Origin of the sequence: Ornatilinea apprima (assembly GCF_001306115.1) — a bacterium.
Classification (GTDB): Bacteria; Chloroflexota; Anaerolineae; order Anaerolineales; family Anaerolineaceae; genus Ornatilinea; species Ornatilinea apprima.
In genome coordinates, this window is the sequence record NZ_LGCL01000012.1 from 1 (window position 1) to 25496 (window position 25496).

Genomic DNA, 25496 nt, shown 5'->3' on the forward strand with positions numbered 1-25496 from the left:
TCCAATGCTCAATGCCAGTCTTCAAAGGCCCTCATCAAAACAGGCCTTGGGCCATTGCACTCCATAAGGCAATCTATGGCCGCTGAGCTCTCTCTTTTCCAGATCTATGGATATTCGATACAGTAACTTTTTCGCGACCCGGAGGACGATGGTTAAAATTATTAGAGATGTCAATTGAGAAAATTATCTATCAAAACCAACCGATCATATTTGGATTGAATTTCTAGTTGAAGAGGGCTCGCCTTCTTCCAGTTCAAAAAAACTGCTGGATGGCTAACACCCAGCAGTTTTAAAACCATTATGTAAAAGTTATTGGTTGAGCTTCAAGAAAGAGGAAAGCGGGCGCTTAACCAATTCTGAAATAATTAAATATAAAGTTGCCAGGCCTACTATCAAACCCAAATGTCCCCAGGTCGGTCTGATAAATTCAAAGAATGCGGCTGTCCAGGGAATCATGGGCAATGCAAGTGTGATAATAAAGGCTACTAAAGAAAGACTAATAATCAGTGGGGCGGGTTTTCCGGCTTTCTCAATTGGCAGCATTGAGCGTATCGAAATCAATAATAATAATTCTGTAATGACACTCGCGATATACCAGTTTGTTTGAAGAACTTCTGGTGAGATTCGATAGAATAATCCAAAATAAATAAAGTCAAAAACAGTACTCACTAATCCCAGACTGATAAAAATTATGTACAACGAGCGGAAGTCATATCGTTGGGGATGGGACACTTCTTTATCAGAGACCCGATCAAATGCGATTGCCATCATCGGAAAATCAGACAACAAGTTCAACAATAAAAGTTGTTTCGGAAGCATTGGCAAAAAGTCGATAAACAACGAACCGATTGCCACCGCATAAAAATTGCCAAAATTTGACACCAACGTGGCACGAATGTACTTTAATGTATTGGCATGTGTTTCACGCCCCAGTCGGATTCCTTCAACAATAACCCGTAAATCATTTTTCAAGAGCAAAATGTCTGCGGTTTCGCGCGCTACATCCGCTGCGGATTGGACGACCATTGAAACGTTGGCAGCTTTCAATGCAGGAGCATCATTGATCCCTTCACCGAGAAAACCAACGGTATATTGTTCTTTCAGCAACTCAATGAGTTCCAATTTTTGCTCTGGCGTTGTCCGGGCAAACACCCGTATCGATCCGATCAATTTATGCTGTTCCTGCAAAGGAAGTGATAGAAAGGTCTGGGCTTCCATCACCTCACTATCATGACTTACCAAGCCCGCTTCTCGCCCTACTGCTTCTGCCACGATTAATGCGTCACCTGTGATGATCGTGATTAACACATTGAGTTTCTTCGCTTCGGTGATTGTACCGATAGTCGTTTCTTTTAGACGGTCCTCAAAAGAAACAAAACCCGCAAATTTGGGACCACTTCCATCGTCATAACTTGTGCCGAGTACGCGGTGTCCTCTTTTTTCCTCCTCGTTTATCCACACTTCAACCTTATCTTTCGCAATCCAGCCTTGATTGAAGAAGTATTCCGGGCTTCCGCGGCGAATATGAAATTGTTTCCCTTCTTTCGATCTCACAATTGCGCCATTACTCCGAATCGCGGGATCAAAAGCTTCTTCTTGTATTATCGTGAATGAGTTGATCATATTTCTTTGTTCATCGCTCAAAGCTTCATCGCTTGCCTGGTCAAAGGGTTCCGGATTTTTTTTGTCCAAATTATGGGCAGCTAACCGCGCAAGCACCAATGGGTGGAATTGCGAATTAGGATTCACCCATTCATTCTGATATGTCAAGCGGTTTTCTGTGATGGTACCGGTCTTATCGGTACAGAGGAGGTTCACTGTTCCCAAATCTTGTACTGATGAAAGACGCTTTACGATGACATCTTTTTTGGCAAACAGCATCGCGCCACGAGAAAGAGAAAAAGTTAATACCAGTGGTAATGCTTCTGGAATAACAGAAACTGCCAATGCAATCGCGAATATTAATAAACTGGGAATATCAGCATTTTTACCTTCAATCAACACATTTGCCAGGATGACAAATACCAGTGTCAGGATGGTCGTTCTTAGAATAAACTTGCTGATACGGTCAATCCCCTTAACCAGGTCACTCTCAGACTGGACGGATGAAGCGGTTTTTGCAATATTGGCAAAACGGGTATGGACACCCGTCGCGGTCACTTCTGCAAACGCATTTCCACTAATGATAACGACACCTTGTAATAGTCGACTACTCTCTTGTTCAGAATCGTCGTTTGTTGCAGCAATTTTTCCGACCGGGATGCTTTCACCAGTAAATGTAGTTTCATCTACTAAAAGATTGTGTGCCTGGCGAATGACTGCGTCCGCGGGGACAATATCACCCGATTCAAGCTTCAGGATGTCTCCAGGCACGATTTCTTCCACGGATATTTCCTGCTCTTTGGCATCTCTTATCACGGTAGTATTTCTAACAAGATAGGTTTTTAATTTATCCGCAGCGTCATTTGCTTTGTACTCCTGGAAAACATTCAACCCGGTTCCCAAGAAAACAAAAAACAGGATAAATGTTGCATCGATTGGTTCTCCGAGAAGGAACGTGACAATAGACGCGGCGATTAATAGCAGGTTGAAGATCCCACTAAATTGGCGAAGTATCAAACGCAAAAAACGATTTTTCGGAACGGGTAATGCATTTAGCCCGTATTTTTCTTTTCGTTCCTTGACTTCATTCGTGGATAAACCAATGATTTTTTCCATATTTATACCGTCCACAACATTTATGTATGACTTTATAAATAATATAATAAATGAGCTGCCTTCTTATGGCAACCCATTACAATGCATATTGAAAATAAAAGACCCACCCCGGTGCGCGTGCAGAGCAGAGGCGTGGATTGTACTGTTGGATTTTTCAGGTCTAGATGATCAATCCTCACAAGAACTAATCCACCTATACTAATCAGATCTGAAGCTAAAGAAATCTAAACTATCATAATCCAAATTTCTTTATTCGCGTCATTTATATAAAAGCTGACAAAATTTACACCATCAATCGCGGAGATCGGTATGATCGAACGACAGAATTATCTTAAAACCAGCAAACATCTTCCCTTTCTCCAGGAAGTGATGCAACTGAACCCGGCATCTCTGGATCGCTACCGCTTTTATTTGCGTCATCTACTATTATGGGCGGATGATCAAAACTTCCGTCAGGTGCAGGCGATTCGCCCGACCCTCCCGTCCTATCTGGCTTCATTACCTGGTAAGGAAGGAAAAGGAACCCTGGCCAGCGCATCCCAAAAGAAGATCATTGACTCAAGTAAACGCTTTTTTCGTTGGGCGAAGGTTACATATCCCCGCGAAATGAACAACCTTCCTATTTCATGGATTGATACTCTACGGAGACCACGCCTACCACAAATTTCTTCCGAGCATGTTTTTGTTTCTCTGGATGAAATCCAAAAATAAATTACTGTCGCTGTTCCCGAAGATAGCCTGGCCTTACTCCGTGATAAAGCAGCTGCTGCCATGCTCTTCCTATCCGGTATGCGTGCCAGCGCATTTACCACATTACCAATCGAGGCTGTGGATCTGGATAACTTGAGACTTCGCCAGTGGCCAGAGCTGGGCGTCCATACCAAGAATGGAAAGAAGGCGACTACTTTCCTATTGAACATTCCTGAAATTCTTGCGCCAGTCCGCCAGTGGGATGCTATTGTTCGAAAGTCACTTCCAGGGTCAAGTCCCTGGTATGCACCGATCGCCCATTCCTGGGGAGATCAGTTTCTTTCCCAGGATGAACCTGGAAAGACGCGTTCTCAGGCGCTTCAAAAACGCCTAGAGTTGTTGTTTTCTATTGCAAACCTTGAATTCAAATCACCTCATAAATTCCGGCATGGACACGCCGTCTATGGGTTACTTCATGCTCAGACTATGGCGGATTACAAAGCGGTTTCCATGAACCTGATGCACGAAAGTATCGAGATCACTGACAGCACTTACGCTCCCATGCTTTCTTCTGATGTTCAAGAGCGTATTGCCGGGCTGTCTGGGAAGGCGACGTCCATGCCGGGTGATGAGCTTGAGGTCTTCCTTAATAAACTTGATCGAGAAAGCCAGAAAAAAGCATTGATGTTTATCGCAGGAAAGTTGGCTCAATGAAGACTTCTTGGTTACAGACGCATGTTATCGGCAGGACTGGCTTTGCGATGCGCTTGCTCCACATCCACTTCAGCTATCTGGGCATAGTGGCGTACCATATCAAGCGATCCATGACCCAGAAGCGATTGGAGGGTAAAAACATCCCCTCCGGAGCGCAGATAGGTGATGGCGAAGGTATGCCTGAATTTATGAGGATAAGCTTTCTTGATTTCTGCCCGGTCTCCCAACCGATTGATCAAGACTCGCAAACTGTCCTTGTTGAAAGCTCGATCCGCATGGCTGATGAAGAGGGGGGCGTCGGGATCGTCCCCATCTTCTCGGCTGGCAAGATAACGCCAGACCGTTTTTCGAGCAACTTTGCCCAGGTAAACGGTACGACCTTTGCCACCTTTTGCGCCACCAGCCACTCCGTGGCGAATGGTGACCTTTCCGGTCTTGAGATCCACATCGTTGATGATCAGAGAACACAACTCAGTTGCTCGCAATCCAGTGTCCAGCAACATCAATACAATTGCCTGGTCACGGTTGGCGGTTGGCCGCCGCATCACAAACTTCTTCCTTTCTTCAGTCTGCGATTCTCGCGAGTAAACGCAAGCCTTGAGAATTTTTTCCACATCCTCTTTTGTAAATGTTTCAACGGGATGTTTTTGAAACTTGGGCGCTGTGATTTCTTTTGCGGGATTGGGAAATTTGAACTCCACCTGCAACCATCCGAAAAAGGATCGGAATGTTACCCAAACATTTCGGATGGATTTGGCGGACAGCGGTTCGGAGCTACCGTTCCAACGTCGCGGTTTATACTCGGTTCGCAACCAGGCCATGTAACCGGTCAGGTCGGAAGATTGAATTTCCGACACCTCTCGGTCTCCAATGTATTTCAACCAATGACCAAGCGTGAACTCATAGGAGGTAATTGTGCGTTGGCTTAATCCCTCTGCTGTTTTGAATTTTAGGAAGCCGTCGATGGCTTTGGCTAAGGAAAGTGAAACTTTGGATTTTGACGTACCCGGCGAACTGCGGTTCATAAGAAATTCCTCCATTTTTGGAAAAATGTCTACCGCTGTGTGCCGGGCTAACGAAAAACCAGAGCCCGACGGACTCTGGTTTGACTTTAGTAGCGGGGAGTGGATTCGAACCACTGACCTCCGGGTTATGAGAGATTTTCCTGGTTTCGGAACGTTTTTCACTCAGGCTCCGCATTTTAGCCTGGCCTGAGGGACGCTCTTCTGATGAGGCCGGAGGATCTTTGGTTACGAGTTATTAGACGTATGATAGCGACTTTTTATGACAGGGTCAAGTAGTAGTTTTTTCGCGACCCGGAGGACGATGGTTGCGAATTTGTGAACGAACGTCCAAAAATCACGAACTTTTCGTTCTATCGTTCATGTGCGATTTGTTAAGGTAATTCAAGTTTTTCGTTGTCACAAAAGGTCAATCGTTGCAAAAAATGGATGTGTGTCAATCATCATTCAATAAACCACTTCCTAAATCGTCAAATTGTGGAAAAATTGACGATTTAGGAATTTAACAATAATCCCAAAAACCAGGTTTGTTTGAACTCGAAAGACAGAAATTGAACCGAACAAGTGTCATCAATTTTCAAGATTACCCATTTGTACTTGACCTAATGTCATCTTGCCTTACTGGTCTCGTTGACACTCTTTAATCCTTATTCACCTGTCGGCAGAGAATACAGCTCCTCGATCGTCATACCAAAGGTATCACTAATGTATTGCACCATTAAATTCATGGAATGCTGGTAAACATCCTCGATCGCGGGATCGTTGTAAGCTTTGATGAAGTATTCTTCCACGGTCTTGTCAGGATCGCTGCACCATTCATCGATGTGTTCGCCGGTATCCAGATAATAGTAAAAACTTGCACCACCGTTGTAATTATCGTCGGCGCCAACAAAAAGTTTGTTGTCGGTTGTGTGATAGAACAAGTTTACGCGGTAAACGTCAGTAATCGGTTGAAAAAATACGACATCATATTCCTTATTTTCTTTTTCGTTGTGGTCGATGCGGATGTTGGTATAGATGCCTTCGTGCTGCTCATACATGTAAATCCCGGGGGTCTCGTCTGGGACAAAGCCCAGACTCTTGAGGGTCGGCGGTTCATACGGCAATGTGAACAATTTTTCGGGGGTCATTTTGAAGGCGTTCTGAATGGTTTCATTAAAGAAGCGGATAGGTGCATACAGCGGATCTTCGCCATTTTCAACTTCCAAGGCGGCACGGATCATCTGTTCTGAGTTCGCCCGATCCTGCCCATCGATGGAATATTCGCCAGTGGCGATGTCGTAGAGGTAGTTTACGGGCGGCTGGCCTTCCTTATCCATTTGGCAGAGGTAAACCTTGTGTACGTCATAGTAACCGATAGAGGTTTTGTATTCATCATTCAGGTACAGGGTCATACGGATGATATTCTGGTTGTCTTCCCTGGATGGCGGCCCCCACTTGTCATGGGTAACGGTGAAATTGGCTAACTCGCTTTCGAAGTAAGCTTCGTGATTGTTGGGATCAAGGTTGAATCCAAGGTCTTTAAGTGTGGTAGGAATGATGAAATCTTTGTTGGCGAGGGTGGTGTAGATGTTTTCGAGGGATGAATAGTCTTCGATACTGCTTTTGTCGAGGTAAAGGGTCTGGAGGTTCGTCAGCGAATCCAGCGAAGAAACATCTGAAATGGTTGAATTGTCGAGCCACAGCACCTGCAAATTGATCAGGTTGGAGAGAGCGCTGTAATCTTGCGCCTGGCAGTTGGAAAGTATCAAGAGCTTAAGGTTGGTTAATTTGGCCAGAGGTGCGACATCCGTGACGGGATTGCCAGCTAGGGATAAGGCGGTTAGTTTGGTGAGCCCGGCTAGAGGGGAGATGTCGGTCACGGCGTTTTGAGACAGGTCGAGGCTTTCGAGGTTGGTAAAGGCTTCCAGGCCGCCGAGGTTGGTGATTGGGGTGAATTCGGAGAGCTGTCGCTGCAAAGAGTCGGTGAGATCCATGCGAGTGACGCCCTGGGCTTCCGCGAAGGTGATTTCGCCTTCAGGTTTGCCCATCGCGCTGCGTATCATTGCTTCCAACACTGGATCAGAAAAGGTTACGACGACGGGCGCCGATGTCGCAACCGGAGACGATGTCGTCGTGACCTCCACAGCCGGGTTTGATGAGGTCTTTGTCACAGTGGGCGTGTTACAGGCTGCAAGGGTTATGGTCAGCAAAACGGTTATCAGAATATTATGAGGTTTCATCTATGAAAGTAATCCTTTTTATTACTCCGCGTGAAAACTATAAAGGCGGGTATCTTTTTTAGTTATTTACATAATGAGAATTTTAGTACCCCTTTGAATTTTACACTAACCGTCTGATCACACGTAATGCTATGCACTTCAAAGGACATCACTTGTTGACGTTTTGGTTTAATAAAAAATGACCCACCTCGGTGCGCATGCAAAGCAGAGGCGTGGTGGGTACTGTTGGATTGATTATAACCAGTTTAACTATTACGGGGCTATTCTAACAAACTTCCTGGCAATCGCATTAAGCACTTTGTTATTATCAATTTCAGACTGAAATGATAATAACATTGGAAGTGTTCTCATTTATGATCTTAGCCACTGGGAAGCGAGCAGGTAAAGATGATGGGATTACGCAACCTTTTTCTATAAATTCAAGTCAGAGAAATCCAGAGATGTTTGATAATTTGATGGCTTGCCATACAATTCCTGTGCCCTGGAACGCGAGATCAAATCCTCAGCCAAAACGCGATAAATTAACCGTTCCATCCGCATGGGCGTTTCAGACGGATAAGGTTTTCCTGGTTCCTGGCGATGCCAATCATTGACGCAGAACTGCTGGAATAAACGCGCTGCGGTGTTTTCCGAAATAATGGAAAGATCCTTGGCGCGGTAAATCCAGATATACTAGAGTTATTCCTTGCTTTATGACTTGTACTCCATTTTCGTTGACATTTTTTGTTTCCTCACCTATGATTATAGAATACTCCCACGTGAGGTAGCTCATGCCCGGAAAGATTGTCAATCACTTTCGCATTTTACTGGCCCAAAAAGCCACAAAGCAACAACAAAGCATTGCTCTGATGGACGTTCAGCGCGAGACGGGCATTGCCTGGTCAACACTGAACTCTTGGGCGAATAATCAGTTGACCCGTTATGATGCACCAGTGATCATGGCGTTATGCGAATATTTTGATTGCCAGGTGGGGGATTTATTGGTATTTGAGAAAGAAATTTCAGCGCAATAATAAGATTTTCCACCAGTAATTTTTGGAAATCTTAATAACCAGAGGAGAATTATGCCAGCAAAAAAGAAAACAACGAATGGTGCCGCCCTGGGATTTGAGCAAACTCTGTGGTTGGCTGCAGATAAACTGCGTGGATTTATGGACCCGGCAGAATACAAGCATGTAGTACTTGGTCTAATTTTCCTGAAATATATTTCCGATGCATTTGAAGATTTGCACACCCGACTGGTGGCGCAGCAAGCTGAAGGCGCCGATGCCGAAGACCCGGATGAGTACCGTGCTGAGGGGGTTTTCTGGGTGCCGCCGGCAGCACGTTGGGGCTACCTGCAAGCCAATGCCAAACAACCAACCATTGGACGTTTGTTGGATGACGCCATGACTGCCATAGAACAAGTCAACCCTTCTTTAAAGGGTGTCCTACCCAAGGACTATGCCCGCCCTACATTGGATAAACAACGATTGGGTGGCTTGATTGACCTGATCGGTACCATTGGACTGGGTGATAAAGAGAACCGTTCGCGAGACATCCTGGGCAGGGTGTATGAATATTTTTTGTCCCAGTTTGCCAGTTCGGAAGGCAAGAAAGGTGGAGAGTTCTATACTCCCCGATCCATTGTTCAGTTACTGGTGGAAATGCTGGCTCCGTATAAAGGCCGCGTCTATGACCCGTGCTGCGGTTCGGGTGGGATGTTTGTGCAGAGTGAAAAGTTTGCCGAAGCACATGGTAGCCGCATTGGCGATATCAGCGTCTACGGGCAGGAATCTAACCCCACCACCTGGCGCATGGCGAAGATGAACCTGGCAATTCGAGGAATAGAAAATAATTTGGGGGCCGAGCCATCTGATTCCTTTCGGAGAGATTTACACCCTGATTTGAAGGCTGACTTTGTGATTGCGAATCCGCCATTTAATATTAGTGATTGGGGTGGAGAAATCCTTAAAGAAGATAAACGATGGAAATTTGGCACACCACCAACAAGCAATGCAAATTTTGCATGGGTTCAGCATTTTATTCATCACTTGGCTCCGGACGGGCTAGCTGGTTTTGTTCTTGCCATTTCATCGCTTGATTCAGAATCTTTGGCTGAAAATGAAATTAGAAAAAATATAATTGAATCTGACTTGGTTGATTGTATTGTGGCTCTACCAGGAAAATTATTTTACTCAACCCCAATTCCTGTTTGTCTATGGTTTATTAGTAGGAATAAGGCTGCATCTTTATTTAGAAACCATAAAGGAGAAACCCTATTTATTGATGCAAGCCAATTAAGTAAAGAGGAAAATAGAACCCATAGTTTCCTTACGGATACCGATATTAGTAAAATTTCTTCCACCTATCACTCTTGGAAGAGTAAATCAGGTTCATATGGTGATGTAGACGGGTTTTGTAGAACAGTAAGGACAGAGGAAATTCGTCAATTCGGATATTCGTTATTTCCTGCCAGGTATGTGAAGATAGATTATAAAGAAGATGTTGTTACTTTAAGTGACTTTACAACAAAAATAAATGCCAATTTATCTCAATACTCGATGCTCCTAAGCTCATTAATGCAGGCTATTGAGGAGGTAAAGAAGCAGACTGATTTATTAATGCCAAATAACACAATAAAGAAGCCAACACGGCTAATCACGGTGCCTCTGTCTGAAATTCTTGATTGTTCTGACGAACGATTAGGAAATATGGAAGAACCTGAAATATTAACGTGTACTGAACGAGCAGGTTTAATTTTTCAAAAAGAGCGATTTGCTAAACGAGTTGCTACCGATAACACATCCAAGTATAAAGTAGTAAGAAAAACTGATATTGTCTATAACCCCTATTTACTTTGGGCGGGTGCAATTGATCAGTGTTGGATAGTGGACATTGGTATAACTTCACCAGCATATGAGGTTTTAAGGATACGTGATGGCTATGACCCAACATTGATAGGGATCCTCTTAAAAAGCAAACAGATGATAAAAACTTACAGCGGGATTTCCGTTGGAGCCATTCAAAGACGAAGAAGAGCCCCGGTCGAAAAGTTTTTACAATTGCAGGTGACTGTACCCTCATTAGAAGATCAAAAAGTCTTAACGAAATTGAATACAGCGCTCCAACATGAAATTTCGAATTTTAGCCAATTAAGCGGAAATATGAGGAATCTAATCGCTGATATTTCTAAGTTTTGGTTATTCTCAAATCTTGAATAGGAATATTTTATGCCGCGGGTAAACCTTTCTCAGGCTGAAAAAGACTTGATAGAGCGCTGGAAAATCGCCGCCCGGTATCAAACACCGCGCCTGTCTGGATTGGCGATCGAGGGGAATGACGGCATTCGCGGAATTAGGAATTTGGCTGTCAATTTCGACCGGCCGATCACGGTGATCTGCGGTAAAAACGGCTGTGGTAAAAGCACGCTTATTTCCCTATCCAGGCTGGGATTTCAGCAAGATCATCAGTTAGATGATCTTTTTCTTGAAATCAACAATCCACATCCGTTCAATGATTTTTCGGTTCATTGGTCCTATTTAAAACATGATCCACCGCAAATCAGTCTGGATGGCGGCACCAGCACCTATTCTACTCCCCCTCCGGCTAAAAATGTCGTATATATCGGGCTTTCCAGGATTGCACCCGCCTGGGAAAACACTGCTCTGACGGCTCATTTTCGCCAACAGCCAGTGTGGGAATCGCAGAACCAGCTCGAACCGCGTAACCTTGAGCGGCTGCGCGATATCCTCAACAAACCTTTCACTGGTGCGGGTTGGGGAAAGTCCGGAGCATATGAAATGCGCACCTGTTCCACCCATGCCACATACACCAGTTTTAACATGTGTACCGGTGAGGAAATGCTGGTTGAAATGATCCGGCTACTCCAGCAGGCAGAAGTTGAAAGCTTGGTATTGATCGAGGACGCCGAGATTGGCCTCAATCCGGTGGTTATGCCGCGCTTTGCCAGGCACCTGGTTGAGATCTGTGAGAGTAAGCGTTTGCAGGTAATTTTATCTACACATTCCCTGGACCTCATCACCGCCTTTCCAAGCGAGCTTGTCTGCTTGATCAAGTCGGACGGGGCTGCACATCAGGCGAAAGATAACCCCGAAATGCAGGAAATCTTTACCAGCATATCTTCACAGGTGGAATCCGATGTCATTATCTTTTGTGAAGACGATGTAGCGGAAAGCTTAATTCGCCAGGCTGTTTCGGGCGATCTACGCAGAAGATTGAAAGTAGTCTATGGCTCAAAAACCAAATTATTAGCATACGCCGAAGCGCATTTAAAGGCTGGTTGGCCACAGATACCGTTGATCGTTTGGGACGGAGACGTTAACGATAATGAGGTGAAAAAGTGGTTGGATTCACTAGATCAGATGACAAGGGATGAGCTTTCCGCAAAGGTGAGTCGAATCAAATTACCAGGAGAGCTTCCCCCTGAACGATGGATGCTTACACAGCTGGATACTGACGAGGGCTGCCAGCTACTGGCAGAAGAGCTTAATGAGGACGTACCAACTACTAAGGCTTTTCTGGGGATGCTTTCGACAATGACGGCGTTTCATTCGCTTTCATACGAACTTGCTGAACGAACGGGACTGGATGAAAAAGCTGTTCTACGTTCGTTAACTCGCTCAATTGGTCGTCTGTCAACAGATCCTCTTGCGCCACTTCGGGAGCAAATTGGAAAAGCAGTGAACAAAGAAATAATCCAGGTTGTGTGAGATAGAAATACGGGAGTGGCGATGATTACAGAACAGTTTGTTGAAGAATTTGTCCTAACCTTATTTACCAGCCTCGGATACGAGGTAGTAAATGGCCCGCAAATTGCGCCAGATGTATCTTCCTTATACCGCGACAGTTATAACCATGCCTGCCTGGATAAAATCTTGCTCGAAAGTCTTCAAAGGATTAATCCTTCCATACCCGCTGAAATTATTGAAGACGCCGTTCGTAAACTCAAGACTCCTGTCTCTCCTTCATTGACGGTTAACAATCGCAATGTGCATAAAATGCTGGTGAATGGAATAGACGTTGAATACCACCGGCCGGATCACTCGATTGGTGGGGATAAAATCGCCCTGATTGATTTCGATAATCCCGACAATAATCGATGGCTGGTGGTTAACCAGTTCACCGTAATTGAAGGAAATCAAAATCGCCGCGCGGATGTTGTGGTTTTCATCAATGGTTTGCCTTTAGCCGTCTTTGAATTAAAGAATCCGGCAGACGAAAAGGCAACCATTTGGTCCGCTTTCAACCAACTTCAGACCTATAAAAATCAAATTTCCAATCTGTTTATTTATAATGAAGTTTTAGTGGTCTCAGACGGTATTGAGGCTAGAATTGGTTCATTAACCGCCGATCGGGAAAGGTTTATGCCCTGGAAAACAATTGAGGGGGAAGATCTGGCTCCGGTGCAAAAACCTCAGTTGGAAGTGCTTTTGCGCGGTGTTTTTGAAAAGCGTCGTTTTCTGGATTTATTGCGTTATTTTATTGTTTTTGAGGAAGAAAATGGCGGTGTGCTGAACAAGAAACTCGCGGCATATCACCAGTTTCACGCTGTTAATGTCGCTCTGGAACAAACCCTGCGGGCGTGCGATGTCATACAGAAAGGACAGGTCGCTGAGCGGCGCAGCGGCTATTTTACCCGCACGCCTGTTGACTGTGCTCCAGGGGATCACCGCGTGGGGGTCATCTGGCACACCCAGGGCTCCGGTAAAAGCCTGACCATGGCATTCTATGCCGGACGCGTAATATCCCACCCATTAATGGAAAACCCTACCGTGGTCATTATTACAGATCGCAACGATCTGGATGATCAATTATTCGGTACATTTTCACGCTGCCATGACTTGCTACGGCAGATTCCAGTTCAAGCTGAGAACCACCAGCATTTGCACCAATTGCTACAGGTTGCATCCGGCGGGGTGGTTTTCACCACCATTCAGAAGTTCTTACCACCTGCAGGACAAAATGGGAACGGCGAGCCGCTTTCAGAACGCCGCAACATCGTAGTCATTGCGGACGAAGCCCACCGCAGCCAGTATGATTTTATTGATGGTTATGCCCGCCACATGCATGATGCTCTCCCCAACGCCTCATTTATTGGCTTTACCGGTACGCCGATTGAACAGAATGATCGCAATACGCGAGCCGTTTTTGGAAATTACGTCAGCGTTTATGATATTCAACGAGCTGTTGAAGACGGTGCCACAGTCCCGATTTATTACGAAGGGCGACTTGCGAAATTGGAATTGGATGAGCAGCTCAAACCACACCTTGATGAAGTATTCGAGGAAGTCACAGAAGGCGAAGAACTGGAACAAAAAGAGAAATTAAAAACCAAATGGGCTGCACTCGAGGCGGTAGTCGGTTCTGAGAAACGGATTCAAATCATTGCTCGTGACTTTGTCCAGCATTTCGAGAATCGGCTAGAAGTAATGGATGGTAAGGCCATGATTGTTTGCATGAGCCGGCGCATTTGCGTTGAGCTTTACAATGCCATTATTGCACTGCGCCCCGAATGGCACTCTGAGGATGATTTACAAGGCGCGATTAAGATTGTCATGACGGGGTCGGCTTCCGATCCACTCGAATGGCAGCAGCATATCCGCAGCAAAGCCCGGCGAGAGGAATTAGCAAAACGTTTCAAAAATCCAAATGACCCATTTAAAATCGTTATTGTACGCGATATGTGGCTAACCGGCTTTGATGCCCCACCGCTGCATACTATGTACGTGGATAAACCCATGTATGGGCATGGTTTAATGCAAGCCATCGCCCGCGTCAACCGGGTATTCAAAGACAAACCAGGCGGTTTGATTGTAGATTATCTTGGTCTGGCTGATCAATTGCGCCAAGCCTTGGCAAATTACACCGCCGAAGGTGGCACAGGGGAAGCCGCAATCGAACAGGAACAGGCAGTTGCCATCATGCAGGAAAAGTACGAAATATGTTTGGGACTTTTCCATGGCTTTAATTGGTCAAAATGGACCATTGGCACCACTGCAGAGAAGCTGGGCCTATTACCAATGGCTCAGGAACACATTTTTGCTCAAGATGATGGCAAAAACCGATTATTAAAAGCCGTAACCGAGCTATCGCAAGCCTTTGCGCTGGCTGTGCCGCATCCAAAAACCATAGCCATTCGCGATGATGTCGGCTTTTTTCAGGCTGTTCGCTCAGCGGTAGCCAAAACCACTAGCGATAGTGGCCGTTCGGTTGAAACCATGGATCACGCCATTCGGCAAATCATTTCTCGTGCTGTAGCTTCGGAAGAAGTTATCGATATTTTTACTGCTGCCGGCTTAAAGAAACCCGATATTTCCATCCTCTCAGATGAATTCCTGGCTGAAATTCAGGGTATGCCCCAGCACAACCTCGCACTAGAACTATTGAAGAAATTATTGAACGACGAAATCAAATTACGTTCACGGAAGAACCTGGTTCAGTCTCGATCTTTTTCTGAAATGCTGGAACGCACCATTCGTGCATACCAAAACCGAGCCATAGAGACCGCACAAGTCATTGAAGAATTGATTTCGATCGCCAAAGAGATTCGTGAAGCGGACAAGCGTGGCGAAGAGCTGCACTTAACGGAAGACGAGGTCGCGTTCTATGACGCATTGGAAGTGAACGACAGCGCGGTTAAGGTCTTGGGGGATGAAACACTTCAGGAAATTGCACGAGAATTGGTCAAAATGGTACGCAACAATGTGACTATTGACTGGACTGTAAAAGAAACGGTACGCGCAAAATTAAGGGTAATGGTAAAACGGATATTAAGAAAATATGGTTATCCACCAGATAAGCAAGAAAAGGCCACTCAAACCGTATTAGAACAAGCAGAGTTGCTGGCAAGGGATTGGGCAGAATAAGGGGGATAAATGCCAAAAATTGTTCCAGCGTCAAAATTTCAAGAACTAAAGGGGCTTGATCGAATTTCCCAAGTGGTTCATGAAATGCAATGCATTTGGAGAGAGATCTCCAAAGATGATATTGGAATTGACGGTGAAATTGATCTCCTGGAACCCCGCCCGGATGGAAAAGGCGCGATTGCCACCGGCAAGATCATCAAGGTCCAAGCAAAGTCTGGATCCAGCTATGTAAAACAGGATTCTGCATCCGGTTTTATAACACCAGTACGACAAGAAGATCTAGAGTTGTGGACGAATGCAAACTATCCCGTGATTTTTATTGTCTACCACCCTGATGATGACAAGTTATATTGGAAAGATGTAAAAGAATACGTCAGGGCAACCCCGAATATTTTTCACCCCCCGATAAAATTCGTTTTCAATAAAGAAACTGACGAATTCACATCCAAATTTCGCGATAAAGTACTGCAAATTGGCAATGTTAGTTCGCCTCGCGTGTTATTTCAAAAACAAGAACGATTATTTTCCAACCTGTTTCTGCTCCAGCGTGCGCCGAAAGATTTGTATAACGCGCCAATCCTAACAAATTTAGACTACCCAATGATTACCTCCATTCTACGGAGCAGGCAATCTTTCACACCTCCATTTTGCGTCAATCGTGGACGAGTCTTCACTCTCAGCGATTTATCTGATCCTGGATGCGCTTTGCGGGAATTTTGTGATACTTCAAATATTCTGATAGAAAATGCTCAACCTTGGTGGGCAAATCCAGATCTAAACCGATCTTATGTTTCGATGCTAAATCGACTGTTGAGAATGCACACTAACCGGTGTGGGATTAAATACAACCAACAATTCAGGCGGTTTTATTTTCCGCGTATGGATGACACTTCTGATTCAGTAAAAGTGGCTTGGGTAAATCAAAGAACAAAATCTCACGCAACCCGAACTGTGGCGGCATATTACCACTATGGTCACGATTATTTTTGGCGGCATTTAGCTGCAGATATGACTTTTAAAAATATTGGCAATTCCTGGTTTTTGCAGATCATACCCAAATATCTCTTTACAGTTGATGGAATTAATATATGGGACACTGAAAAGGTCGGATCCTATACTACCCGGCAAAAATCCAGAGAACGAAATCCTCATGTATTGAATCACATTCTTTTCTGGGCAGATTATTTGTCCCAAGGAAAAAGCAGAGTTCAAGTGGAACTTGATTACAAACCAATCATGGTTATAGAAAAAATGCCTCAAACAGGAATTGCTGATTTTGCAATTACGGATGATCCGGCAATCTATGAAGAACCCCCAGAAGTGCTTCAGCCCAATTTGTTCAGCTATATATTAAATAACGAGGATGACGATTTTATTGAAGAAGAGCCAGAGGGGGCTGAAGATGATCAAAATTAAATATCTGCAGGAGCCAGCTCTTCAGTTTGGTGGGTATTTTGAACACCAGGACGCCAAAACCGGACTGTCAGAATTTGGCCCCTTTGGGAAAAATATCCCAGGATTGCATCCTACAGAAATAAATCTTGGTTTTATTGGTACAAGAGAGACTGTGTCATGGGCTCAGGAATGGATCGAGCGGTGTGGTGAGTACATCGAAAGCGAAAACATAAAGAGAAATAAACCATCAACTTCCCAAAGTATTGAAGGTCAACTATTTGATACCGAAGCCCTCTTCGATAGTCCACAAACCCTAAACCGTTTGGAAAAAATATTAACCCCTGATTTTATCGGATTTAACAATGATTCCGCATTTAACTGCAGTTTTCAAACAAATGATCGTTGGGTGCGATATATTCAACCTCGAGAATTGATAGAAATCCTTGCTCTTGATAACAAGACAGATATTATTTGGAAGATGGTCAATCTTTTTGATGAAAACATTGCGAATATCGCCGCGAATGATCCCACTCCAGATATTATCATTTTGGCGCTTCCCCCTGAAATCGAAAATAAGGCACATAGTGTGCGCATCTCAGGTAACTATTTTCTCAACTTTCGCCGGGCAATCAAAGCTCGTTCGATGAAATGGAATATTCCTTTACAGCTGATCACTAAAAGTACAGTAACCGGCGAAGGAAAAAATGTGCAAGATGTAGCGACTCGAGCCTGGAATTTTTGTACTGCACAATATTACAAAGCCAATGGGGTTCCTTGGCGAATTACATCCCTTGATGAAGCTACTTGTTTTATCGGCGTGAGCTTTTTTATCGCCAAGGATCTGTCCGATATTGTGACAATGAGATCAAGCGTAGCTCAAGCTTTTGATTTTATGGGGCAAGGTTTGATTTTAAGGGGCGACTATTTTAATTGGGACGTCCAACGGTTGGGAAAAACACCCCATCTCACATACGACGGAGCGAAAAAACTTGTTAAAGATACTTTGAATGAATATATCCGCTTAAAGGGTTACCCACCTAGAAGAGTGGTAATTCATAAGACCTCCGAATTTTGGGGAAAAGAACATATTGATTTCAATGAACTTGATGGATTTCAAAATGGAATAAACGAGGTGTTCGGTCGTTGTGAAATCGATTTGGTTTCCCTTGCGCAATCTGGAGTCAGGTTATTCCGAGAAGGTAAATACCCACCTCTTCGAGGAACTTACTTTTCAATCAATAACGCCTATCACTTACTCTTTACAATGGGTTACATTCCATTCCTGGAAACTTTTCCAAAACCTTATGTACCAGAGCCTTGGCAGATTATGCAACACATCGGGGGAAGTTCTCCGGAAGACCTCTTTAAAGAAATACTCGCTTTAACCAAAATGAATGTAAACAATTGTGCGTTCGCTGATGGATCCCCCATTACCTTATCCTTTTCAAGAATGGTGGGAGAGATTATGAAACACATCCCTGAAAACGGGATTGTGCAACCGAAATACCGGTTTTATATGTGATACGACAGAAATCCACTGTTGGCAGATGAATGGATCGAGAGGTTTAAAATGCAATTCAAAGACGCCGCGTACATAATACTAAAGAAAGCCGGACAACCCCTACACTATAAAGAAATTGCCGCCAGAGCTATGGAAGCAGGGTTGCTCGAAACACTGGGACGTACACCCGAAGCTACTATGGGCTCCTTACTTTATACTGATACCATCAATCCGGACTCGCGCTTTCGACGTGGTGACGAGCGGGGCACATTTGCATTAAAAATAATGGTTTCCAGCAACATTCAACAGCAAATAGAAAACATCCAATTACAGTTTCAAAAAGATCTTCGCAAGCAATTATTGAACATGCACCCACAAAAGTTTGAAGAGTTGATCCGCTTACTTTTAGAGCAAATGGGTTTTGAAGAGACGAAGACAACTCCTTATCACAACGACAAAGGCGTGGACGTGCGCGGTGTATTGCGTTCGAATCCACTGAGTGTCGTCAAAGTGGCAATCCAGGCGAAACGATGGACGGCGAATGTCGGTGCTGGTGTAGTTCGCGATTTGCGGGGTTCGCTTAAAGTAGCGGATTCAGAACAAGGATTAATCATCACTCCCAGCGATTTTTCTACCGGTGCGAAAGAAGAAGCGCAGGCCAGCGGGAAAACGCCGATCCGCCTGATTAACGGAAATCAACTGGTGGACCTATTGATTCAATACAATGTCGGTGTCAAAAAAGAAGAATATGTCGTGCCGACCATCGACAACGAGTATTGGACAGAAGTTTTAGGTGTCGCACTCGTTGAACTTGAACCTCCTGTGAAGAGTCCAAAGAAGGAGAAAGCGCCCGTTCAGGTACAAATAGCCTTTCCAGTCAATATTCAAGCCAGTCACAGAGATCACATTTATCAAGCGCAGCTCATGAATCTGAAAGGCGTTGTGCGATGGAATGGGCAAGATTTTGAAACCCCCTCCAGTGCAGCAAAAGCTGTTGCGGTGGATTGGAAATCCGTGAATGGCTGGGACTTTTGGCATTTCAAGGACCCAGAGACCGGGAAACTGGAAAAGATCGGTAAACTACGCAAATCCTAATGTTTAGAATAATACCGAAGGATTGTTAGTGATTTACAATCCAAATAGAATCGATCAAGGGTTTTGTTGTTGGATTATTATTTATGAATGATTTATATCCCCAATGGACTGCCGAAATCATTGAAAATACGGTGGCTGGTGAAGACCAACTGGGAATCGAGGGAGCTGCCCAGAGCTACCAGCAGGAAATTCTGCCGGGTATTATCACCGTTACAGACCATGCCCGGTATTACAGCTTCTATGCCTGGATCCTATATCGCTTTATATTCGGAAAAGAATCAAAAAGGCTCATTAAGGATTTCCGTGGAGCCTTCTTCAAACACCACGAGATGGCGTTAATTCTTTCTGGATATTTGCATCACAGCAATGGCAATCCATTTTCAGGTATTGTTGGCAGTGGAACCAATAATGTCAAAGTAAAACGGTTTTGGGGTACAGCCGATCCTGTTTCATTGGATCAGGACTATTTCCAAAATAAAGAGGGGGGATTTGGCCAATACTATCGAACAGCGATGATGGCGATGGGGATTATCGAAGAGCAGGAAGAGCCACGTCTCGTCTATCGGTTGACGGAACGTGGTAAAGCATTGGCAGAAGCTTATCAAGCATCAATTTCAGATACAAAATATTTTCAAAATCTGGAAACCCACGGGCAAATCTCACAAATCAGTAAACAAGATGCGGAAGAATATGCTCAGGTGGGATGTTTATGCCCCGAAGCAATTAATCACGGACAAGACCGCAAATTATTACTTGACACATTTTTCCGACTTGATGAACCCCCAAATTACAATAATCCCCATGTGCGCCGGCGTAATTCGCTCGGTGTTGCATTGGATATTGTCTATCAGGCAAAAGGACAATTCCATCGCGATCAACTTCGTCCAGCTTTGTATATCGGGGAATACTCACCAGGCATTCATTATTTGCCTGCCAATGACTTAACAAATTGGGTGCAGCGCTGGAAAATGGTAGAAGTTCGACATATGTTCACATTTGGTCTTCAATGCTTATGGGCTGCATTTTTACTCGAATTACGCTCAAAAACTGACATTAAGAAAGACGATTGGAAGAATTGGGTTCAAAATCAATTTATTGAGTCTGAGTGGAATCTTTCTGTACCGCAACTTGCTGAAAAATTTTGCGCAGAAGCTGGATTATCAGGTGATTATGGCACCCTGTTGAGCCGTGCCAAAAAAGATTTTGGTATGGGATCTGGCCTGGATGAGTACTCTTTGTATGTTAACGCATCCCGCAACCAAACCAATCCTGTTATCCTTGTCAAAACTGGCATCCGGATACTTCTTCAACTTTTTCTGCGATATTTTCCCGAATACCACAACCAGGATCCAATCTGGAAAGAAATGGCGGATAAACCTCGCTTACCTTTAGTTGACTATTTCCATTCCATGGATGGAAAACTTAAAGACTTTAAATGGTCAGTAATGGAATGGGGGCCCTGGATCTATCAAGAGTACATTTTTGAACAACATGAAATGATCGCTTTAGAGAAGTTCCGTTACCAGGAATATGACACTTTCAAGTTTTATTACGAAGATGGAATATTTCACTGGCCTACAGGGAAAACCCCATACCAAGAACCAATTCGCTTAGCTGGGAATCGATTGAACAACTGTATTACGATGTTGGTTGATCTTGGACTAATCCTTCAAGGTGACTTGGGGCTTTTATCACTGTCGTCAGAAGGTGAAGTTTATCGCGAAAAAATATTAGAGGGGTTAAGAAATGCCGATTAATCTTAAATCATTTATAGAAGATGAATCGGCAGTAAAAACCGAAGGTTTTTCAGGCGCTGTCTTTTTAACTTATACGCTTAATCTGGGTTTTTTTGAGCAAATCATCGCTCCTGCGCTTGAGCGAGCTGGCTGTTCAAACGTTTTGATAATTACCGATCCAGATGGCTACGCTGAAGCTATGGAGATGGGTCTGAGAAATGTCGTTTATGCTGGTTTACGGTATGTCTGCACACCACTTCCTCGTAAAGGGTATGGTGTCCAACATGCCAAAATACTCTTGATGGCTGGTGCAAATCAAGGAAGATTATTAATTGGCAGTGGGAACTTAACTTTACACGGATATAGCCGTAATTTAGAAATATTCTCCCGCTTTGAATTTGATCCCAAAAATCCAGATCCAGAAGCAAAACAGGCTTTTCATTCTGTATGGGACTTATTGCGGGATCTCTCGCAAAACGAGAAATTTTCTCCTTCAGCTCAACGTCAATTAGATGTAATTTCCGCAAATGCAAGTTGGCTCCTCGATCAAACCCCTACTTCTGATTCCTTCTATGTTTGGAACAATTTTCATTCATCTATTTGGTCACAAGTCATCGATTGGAGAGAAAAATCAGGTCTGCAAAATTCTCCAGTAAAAGCACTGAAGATTTTTTCACCTTATTATGACCAGGACTCTGGAATGCTGCGCAGATTTTCGGAGACTTTTCTACCAAATGAAGTGAATCTCTATGTAAGTCGTGAGAATACTACGTTGAATGGTCAAGCACTGCTTGGTAATTGGCCAAAGGATTTTCCGGATCCTCAGTTATCTGACATCAGAGAATCGAGGGCTAATCAAAGCCAACGCCTTTTGCACGGAAAGCTGATCGTTGGAATTGAGGAGGCTGGTTCTTGGTGTATTGCTGGCAGTGCAAATATGACCCGCGCCGCTTTCGAAAATTCCTGGCAAAATGGGTCTAATCTGGAAATGGTAACTTTTCGTTGGTCGCCTGATCCGGCCGCTTTTAATTATCTGTTCGAAGATCCGATATCGATTACACCCATTGCGATCAATTCTCTTAATAATTCTCAGCTCACAACTAATTCAGAAAACCCAAGAAGAGTAACTGAAGAAACCGTCCTGATTACGGAACTTATCCTCAACAATAAAATTCTAAGTGGTAGGTTAAGTCAATGGCCGGTTATTGATGATGAAAACGTGGAACTGATATTTCTAAGATCAGGTCTGAAATATTCTACTCAAATTGATAGAGATTTGCGTTTTCAAATTCCATTCGCGGACGAAATTCGAACGAGTGAATCTGCATTTGTCCGCGGAGGAGGAATTGAATCCCTACCATGTTGGATTGATATTCCGGCAGTTCTTCAGGAATATGGATCCCGTTCCTATCATGAACGGATTCAAGCTAAACTAGATACAGTTGTTGGAGCAGAAACTTTATTCCACGAGCTTATGGAATTTTTATTTGATCGTGCTATTCCAGATCAACCTTTGTCACAAAATTATCGTCGCTCATCACAAAAACCAAAAGGTGATAATTCGGATGACGAGGAAACCGGTGATTCATCCTCTGCTCCGGATATCGAACGATTTGTAGTTCCTGAACGAGATCCATCAGGATTATTCCAGATTGGAAAGTATACTCGGCTCCCGTATAGCCGTAATATTCGAAGCTTACGCGATCTTCTTTCCATTGTTCTTTTGAGACTCACTTCAACCCCCATAAATTCAACTGAGACGAAAGTGGATGAAGATAGTGAAGGAAGCCAAGGAAAAGAAATAAATCCTGAGGGTACAGAGACTGAAGAAGGCCAAATCAATGCCCGCCAACGATTATGTAGCTATTTAATTGATTACTGTAAAAGATATTCAAAACGTCTTTGCAATATTGATTTTATTGAGAAAATCACTCCCGAAATCTTACTGGACAACCACCTAACCTTATCTCGAGTATTACTTGAGTTCAACAGTCATATAATCGAATTCGGGCCAGATGATTTTGCACGCTGCACCTGGTTAATTTGGGCACCTCTATTTTCCCCATCCATTGTTGGAATAGATGAAAAATCAACCTGGCAATTATTTGAAGATAGAGGAATGAAAACCAATTTAATAGAAACATTGAATAGAATGGATATCTTTCCTCTCTTGGTTGTCATGACCAGTATGGCAATGGGTCAACCACCTTCTTGGTCATCCGGACTACATATGCCAAAAGTAGTTTCAAAGTTTTTAGCAATTAATAAAATGCTGCTTAAAGTAAATTCTTACCTACCCTTTAACGTTAATGAATTAACCAATCCAATAAGTTTTGGAATACAAAAAGTAAATTGGGATGAATGTATCCGTACTTTCTCAAGCATCATGGAATATCTTCCCCCTGCAAGAGAAAGACTATCTCTATTATTTGAGTGGATTGAAAATAACAATGACCAAACTAAACAATCAGAAATCATCGATCAGATAAAAAAGGCAAATTTAGTTACCGAATTTGAAATGTACAAGGAACAGCCCAAAAAAATTCTTGGCATTCTTACAGAACCTGATGATGAGGGATTAATCTATTGCCCCAGGTGTGGAGGTTCGCTTCGCACTAACACAGTCATCGAAATTAATCGGGGAAAATTAGTGATGTGCAGCACTAGTTCTGACACCTGGTTGTATAAAACAGAAAAGCCAGCAAAGTTAGTATTATAAAAACAATTACCACGCTGTTCTCCCGTTCCCTCTTAAGTCACTACGGGAATGTCTTGGAGAGAACGATCGGTCAGTTCTTAGCCCTTAATTCCTGGATAAGATAAAATTGTTAGCAATCAGGCACGATTATTATAGGATGGCTCCCGACAACATTCTCAACCTCACCCTAAATACCTGGATCATTTCCGACACCCACTTCTTTCATGAGAACATCGGAAGATACTGCAATCGCCCCCAAAACTGGCAGGAATTGATTATCAAGAATTGGAATGATCTTGTTTCCCCAGACGAAATTGTTCTGCACCTGGGTGATTTTGCGTTAGGCAACAAAAGCAATTTTGAGATGTTGACCGGCATTTTGAATGGCAGATTGTTCTTAATCCAGGGAAACCACGATCGGTTGAGCCAGTCCTTTTGTGTAGCACATAGCGTGACCCTGATAAAGAATTCATTACTGGTTGAATTAGAAAATCACATGAAACTGATTTTTTCACATCGCCCGATCATTCCTCTTGAAGATGGTTGGATCAATCTACATGGTCATATCCATAATGTCCCACCGCCGCCTGAAGGTTCCAATCTGGGACCGAACCATATCAATATGAGCGTTGAGGTCAGGAAGTATCATCCCTGGCGATTGGGCGATATTCTCAAAACCATCAAAGACCATCCAACAGAGAACGATGTGTCACTCCGTTGACCTGTTCCCCCTTAAGACTCTAGGGGATCGAAGTGGATAGAACAAAGTGCACACTGTTCCCATGGATCGGGGAAATTTTTCTTATCACAAAAAAATACCCGGATTTATTTGTGCAAGAATTTACGGTCCCTCATCTGGTAAATTCTCCAATTTACCTATCCGTAGTGGTGCAATTTATACCGGTTTAGATTCGAGTTTTTCTGGGTAGGGAGGGCAATTCTCGGTCGAATGGTATTTCCATATCTCGTTACGGTAAAAGGCGCTTCAGCGCTCTTCCTGTTCAATCAACGTCTGCGGAAAGGTCTGCGTCAACGTCTGCGGCGTGTCAACAAGGCGTCTGCGGCACGTCAGCATGGACGCAGACCTTTATTTTTGTCGATATTTTAAATTTGTCTTTTCCCGGACTTTGAAATCATCAGCCAAACAATAGGATACGTCATCCGGATTTCAGGTCACTTAACCTTCAGGTCAGTTAACCTAAATATCAGGGGACATGCAATAATTCTCTATTGCTGGACGATCCTTCACTTTCACTGTATGATTAACTTGTAGTAAATCGCATTCTGTGAGCAGTCCGTGAAACTCGATCAATCCCGTTTGGAATATTACATCACTCCCGAACAGGCCGCCAAACAGCTTGGGTTGGATTTGGATTCCATATATCAGTTGGCAGATGAGGGAAAACTTCAGGCAGCCGTGATGACCGATGGAAGTATTGGCATCAGTCAAATCAGCGTCAACAATCTGCTGCCCAAGGAAGCCTTACCTGAGTATCAGCTCAATGCCGACTTGAAAGGCGTTCCGATCAGCATCAATGAAGCCGGCCGGAAATACAAACTCAACACTTCCACGCTTACGCGCTGGATGCAGCGAGGGCTGATCCACCAATTGGGCAAAGAGGGTCGAAAGACCCTGCTGGATGAAGCGGATGTGGCTTACTGCGCCAGAGTCTATCGCCAAAACAGTGGCCAGGGCAAATGGGCATTTGATGATTCAGGTCGTCCATATAAAAAATAATCCCCTGAATAATTACTACAAGTTATTGATTAACATGGAGTAATATGCTACAATAAATTCAACCGATGAGGTTGATTTTTTTACCTCAATATACTCCAA

At 43.9% G+C, this 25496-nt stretch carries 16 protein-coding genes and 1 pseudogene; 14 read left to right on the plus strand and 3 right to left on the minus strand.

What is annotated here, in order from left to right; genetic code table 11:
* Nucleotides 1-309 precede the first annotated feature (309 nt).
* Nucleotides 310-2718: a cation-translocating P-type ATPase gene (locus tag ADN00_RS02590; RefSeq protein ID WP_075061392.1), complete on the minus strand. Its 2409-nt coding sequence runs from the start codon at nt 2716-2718 to the stop codon at nt 310-312.
* A 309-nt stretch (nt 2719-3027) separates the two neighbouring features.
* On the opposite strand from ADN00_RS02590, the gene ADN00_RS02595 reads away from it, so the two are divergent.
* Together ADN00_RS02595 and ADN00_RS02600 are read left to right on the plus strand one after the other, a co-directional pair.
* On the plus strand, nt 3028-3429 hold the full coding sequence (locus ADN00_RS02595; protein ID WP_075061393.1) for a hypothetical protein: 402 nt from the start codon (nt 3028-3030) through the stop codon (nt 3427-3429).
* A 27-nt stretch (nt 3430-3456) separates the two neighbouring features.
* On the plus strand, nt 3457-4122 hold the full coding sequence (locus ADN00_RS02600; RefSeq protein ID WP_269083461.1) for a site-specific integrase: 666 nt from the start codon (nt 3457-3459) through the stop codon (nt 4120-4122).
* A gap of 11 nt (nt 4123-4133) precedes the next feature.
* Here the strand turns inward: ADN00_RS02600 and ADN00_RS02605 are convergent, their stop codons facing one another.
* Nucleotides 4134-5147 (minus strand): tyrosine-type recombinase/integrase, encoded by a 1014-nt coding sequence (locus ADN00_RS02605; RefSeq protein WP_075061395.1) that lies wholly within the window; start codon nt 5145-5147, stop codon nt 4134-4136.
* Nucleotides 5148-5791: 644 nt separating this feature from the next.
* A complete protein-coding gene (locus tag ADN00_RS02610) occupies nt 5792-7366 on the minus strand; it encodes a leucine-rich repeat domain-containing protein (protein WP_082389824.1) in 1575 nt (524 codons plus the stop codon).
* Between the two features lie 353 nt (nt 7367-7719).
* Here ADN00_RS02610 and ADN00_RS19660 point away from each other — a divergent pair, with 353 nt between their 5' ends.
* The 12 genes and pseudogenes from ADN00_RS19660 (at nt 7720) to ADN00_RS02665 (ending at nt 25397) form a co-directional block, all read left to right on the plus strand.
* Entirely contained in the window at nt 7720-7959 is a 240-nt protein-coding gene (locus ADN00_RS19660; protein WP_152966230.1) for a hypothetical protein, read from the plus strand.
* Between the two features lie 177 nt (nt 7960-8136).
* Nucleotides 8137-8379, plus strand: a complete 243-nt coding sequence (locus tag ADN00_RS02615) for a helix-turn-helix domain-containing protein (protein ID WP_075061397.1) — start codon at nt 8137-8139, stop codon at nt 8377-8379.
* A gap of 51 nt (nt 8380-8430) precedes the next feature.
* Nucleotides 8431-9954 (plus strand): annotated as a pseudogene (locus ADN00_RS02620) (N-6 DNA methylase); the annotation flags it as partial.
* A 624-nt stretch (nt 9955-10578) separates the two neighbouring features.
* Nucleotides 10579-12078: an ATP-dependent nuclease gene (locus ADN00_RS02625; RefSeq protein ID WP_075061399.1), complete on the plus strand. Its 1500-nt coding sequence runs from the start codon at nt 10579-10581 to the stop codon at nt 12076-12078.
* Between the two features lie 15 nt (nt 12079-12093).
* A complete protein-coding gene (locus ADN00_RS02630; RefSeq protein WP_075061400.1) occupies nt 12094-15234 on the plus strand; it encodes a type I restriction endonuclease subunit R in 3141 nt (1046 codons plus the stop codon).
* A gap of 9 nt (nt 15235-15243) precedes the next feature.
* Complete coding sequence (locus ADN00_RS02635; protein ID WP_075061401.1) at nt 15244-16650, plus strand: DUF4365 domain-containing protein; 1407 nt, start codon at nt 15244-15246, stop codon at nt 16648-16650.
* Nucleotides 16637-18151, plus strand: a complete 1515-nt coding sequence (locus tag ADN00_RS02640) for an argonaute/piwi family protein (RefSeq protein WP_075061402.1) — start codon at nt 16637-16639, stop codon at nt 18149-18151. The genes ADN00_RS02635 and ADN00_RS02640 overlap by 14 nt, the downstream gene beginning before the upstream one ends.
* A 48-nt stretch (nt 18152-18199) precedes the next feature.
* The gene (locus ADN00_RS02645) at nt 18200-19225 is read left to right on the plus strand and encodes a restriction endonuclease (RefSeq protein ID WP_152966232.1); all 1026 of its coding nucleotides are present in this window, start codon (nt 18200-18202) and stop codon (nt 19223-19225) included.
* Nucleotides 19226-19308: 83 nt separating this feature from the next.
* Nucleotides 19309-20982 carry a hypothetical protein gene (locus ADN00_RS02650; RefSeq protein ID WP_075061404.1) on the plus strand — a complete coding sequence of 558 codons (1674 nt, stop codon included), beginning with the start codon at nt 19309-19311 and terminating at the stop codon, nt 20980-20982.
* The gene (locus ADN00_RS02655) at nt 20972-23680 is read left to right on the plus strand and encodes a phospholipase D-like domain-containing protein (RefSeq protein WP_075061405.1); all 2709 of its coding nucleotides are present in this window, start codon (nt 20972-20974) and stop codon (nt 23678-23680) included. The genes ADN00_RS02650 and ADN00_RS02655 overlap by 11 nt, the downstream gene beginning before the upstream one ends.
* A gap of 136 nt (nt 23681-23816) precedes the next feature.
* Nucleotides 23817-24380: a hypothetical protein gene (locus ADN00_RS02660; protein WP_075061406.1), complete on the plus strand. Its 564-nt coding sequence runs from the start codon at nt 23817-23819 to the stop codon at nt 24378-24380.
* A 576-nt stretch (nt 24381-24956) separates the two neighbouring features.
* Nucleotides 24957-25397, plus strand: coding sequence for a MerR family transcriptional regulator (locus ADN00_RS02665; RefSeq protein ID WP_082389825.1), 441 nt, complete (start codon nt 24957-24959; stop codon nt 25395-25397).
* Nucleotides 25398-25496: the final 99 nt, after the last annotated feature.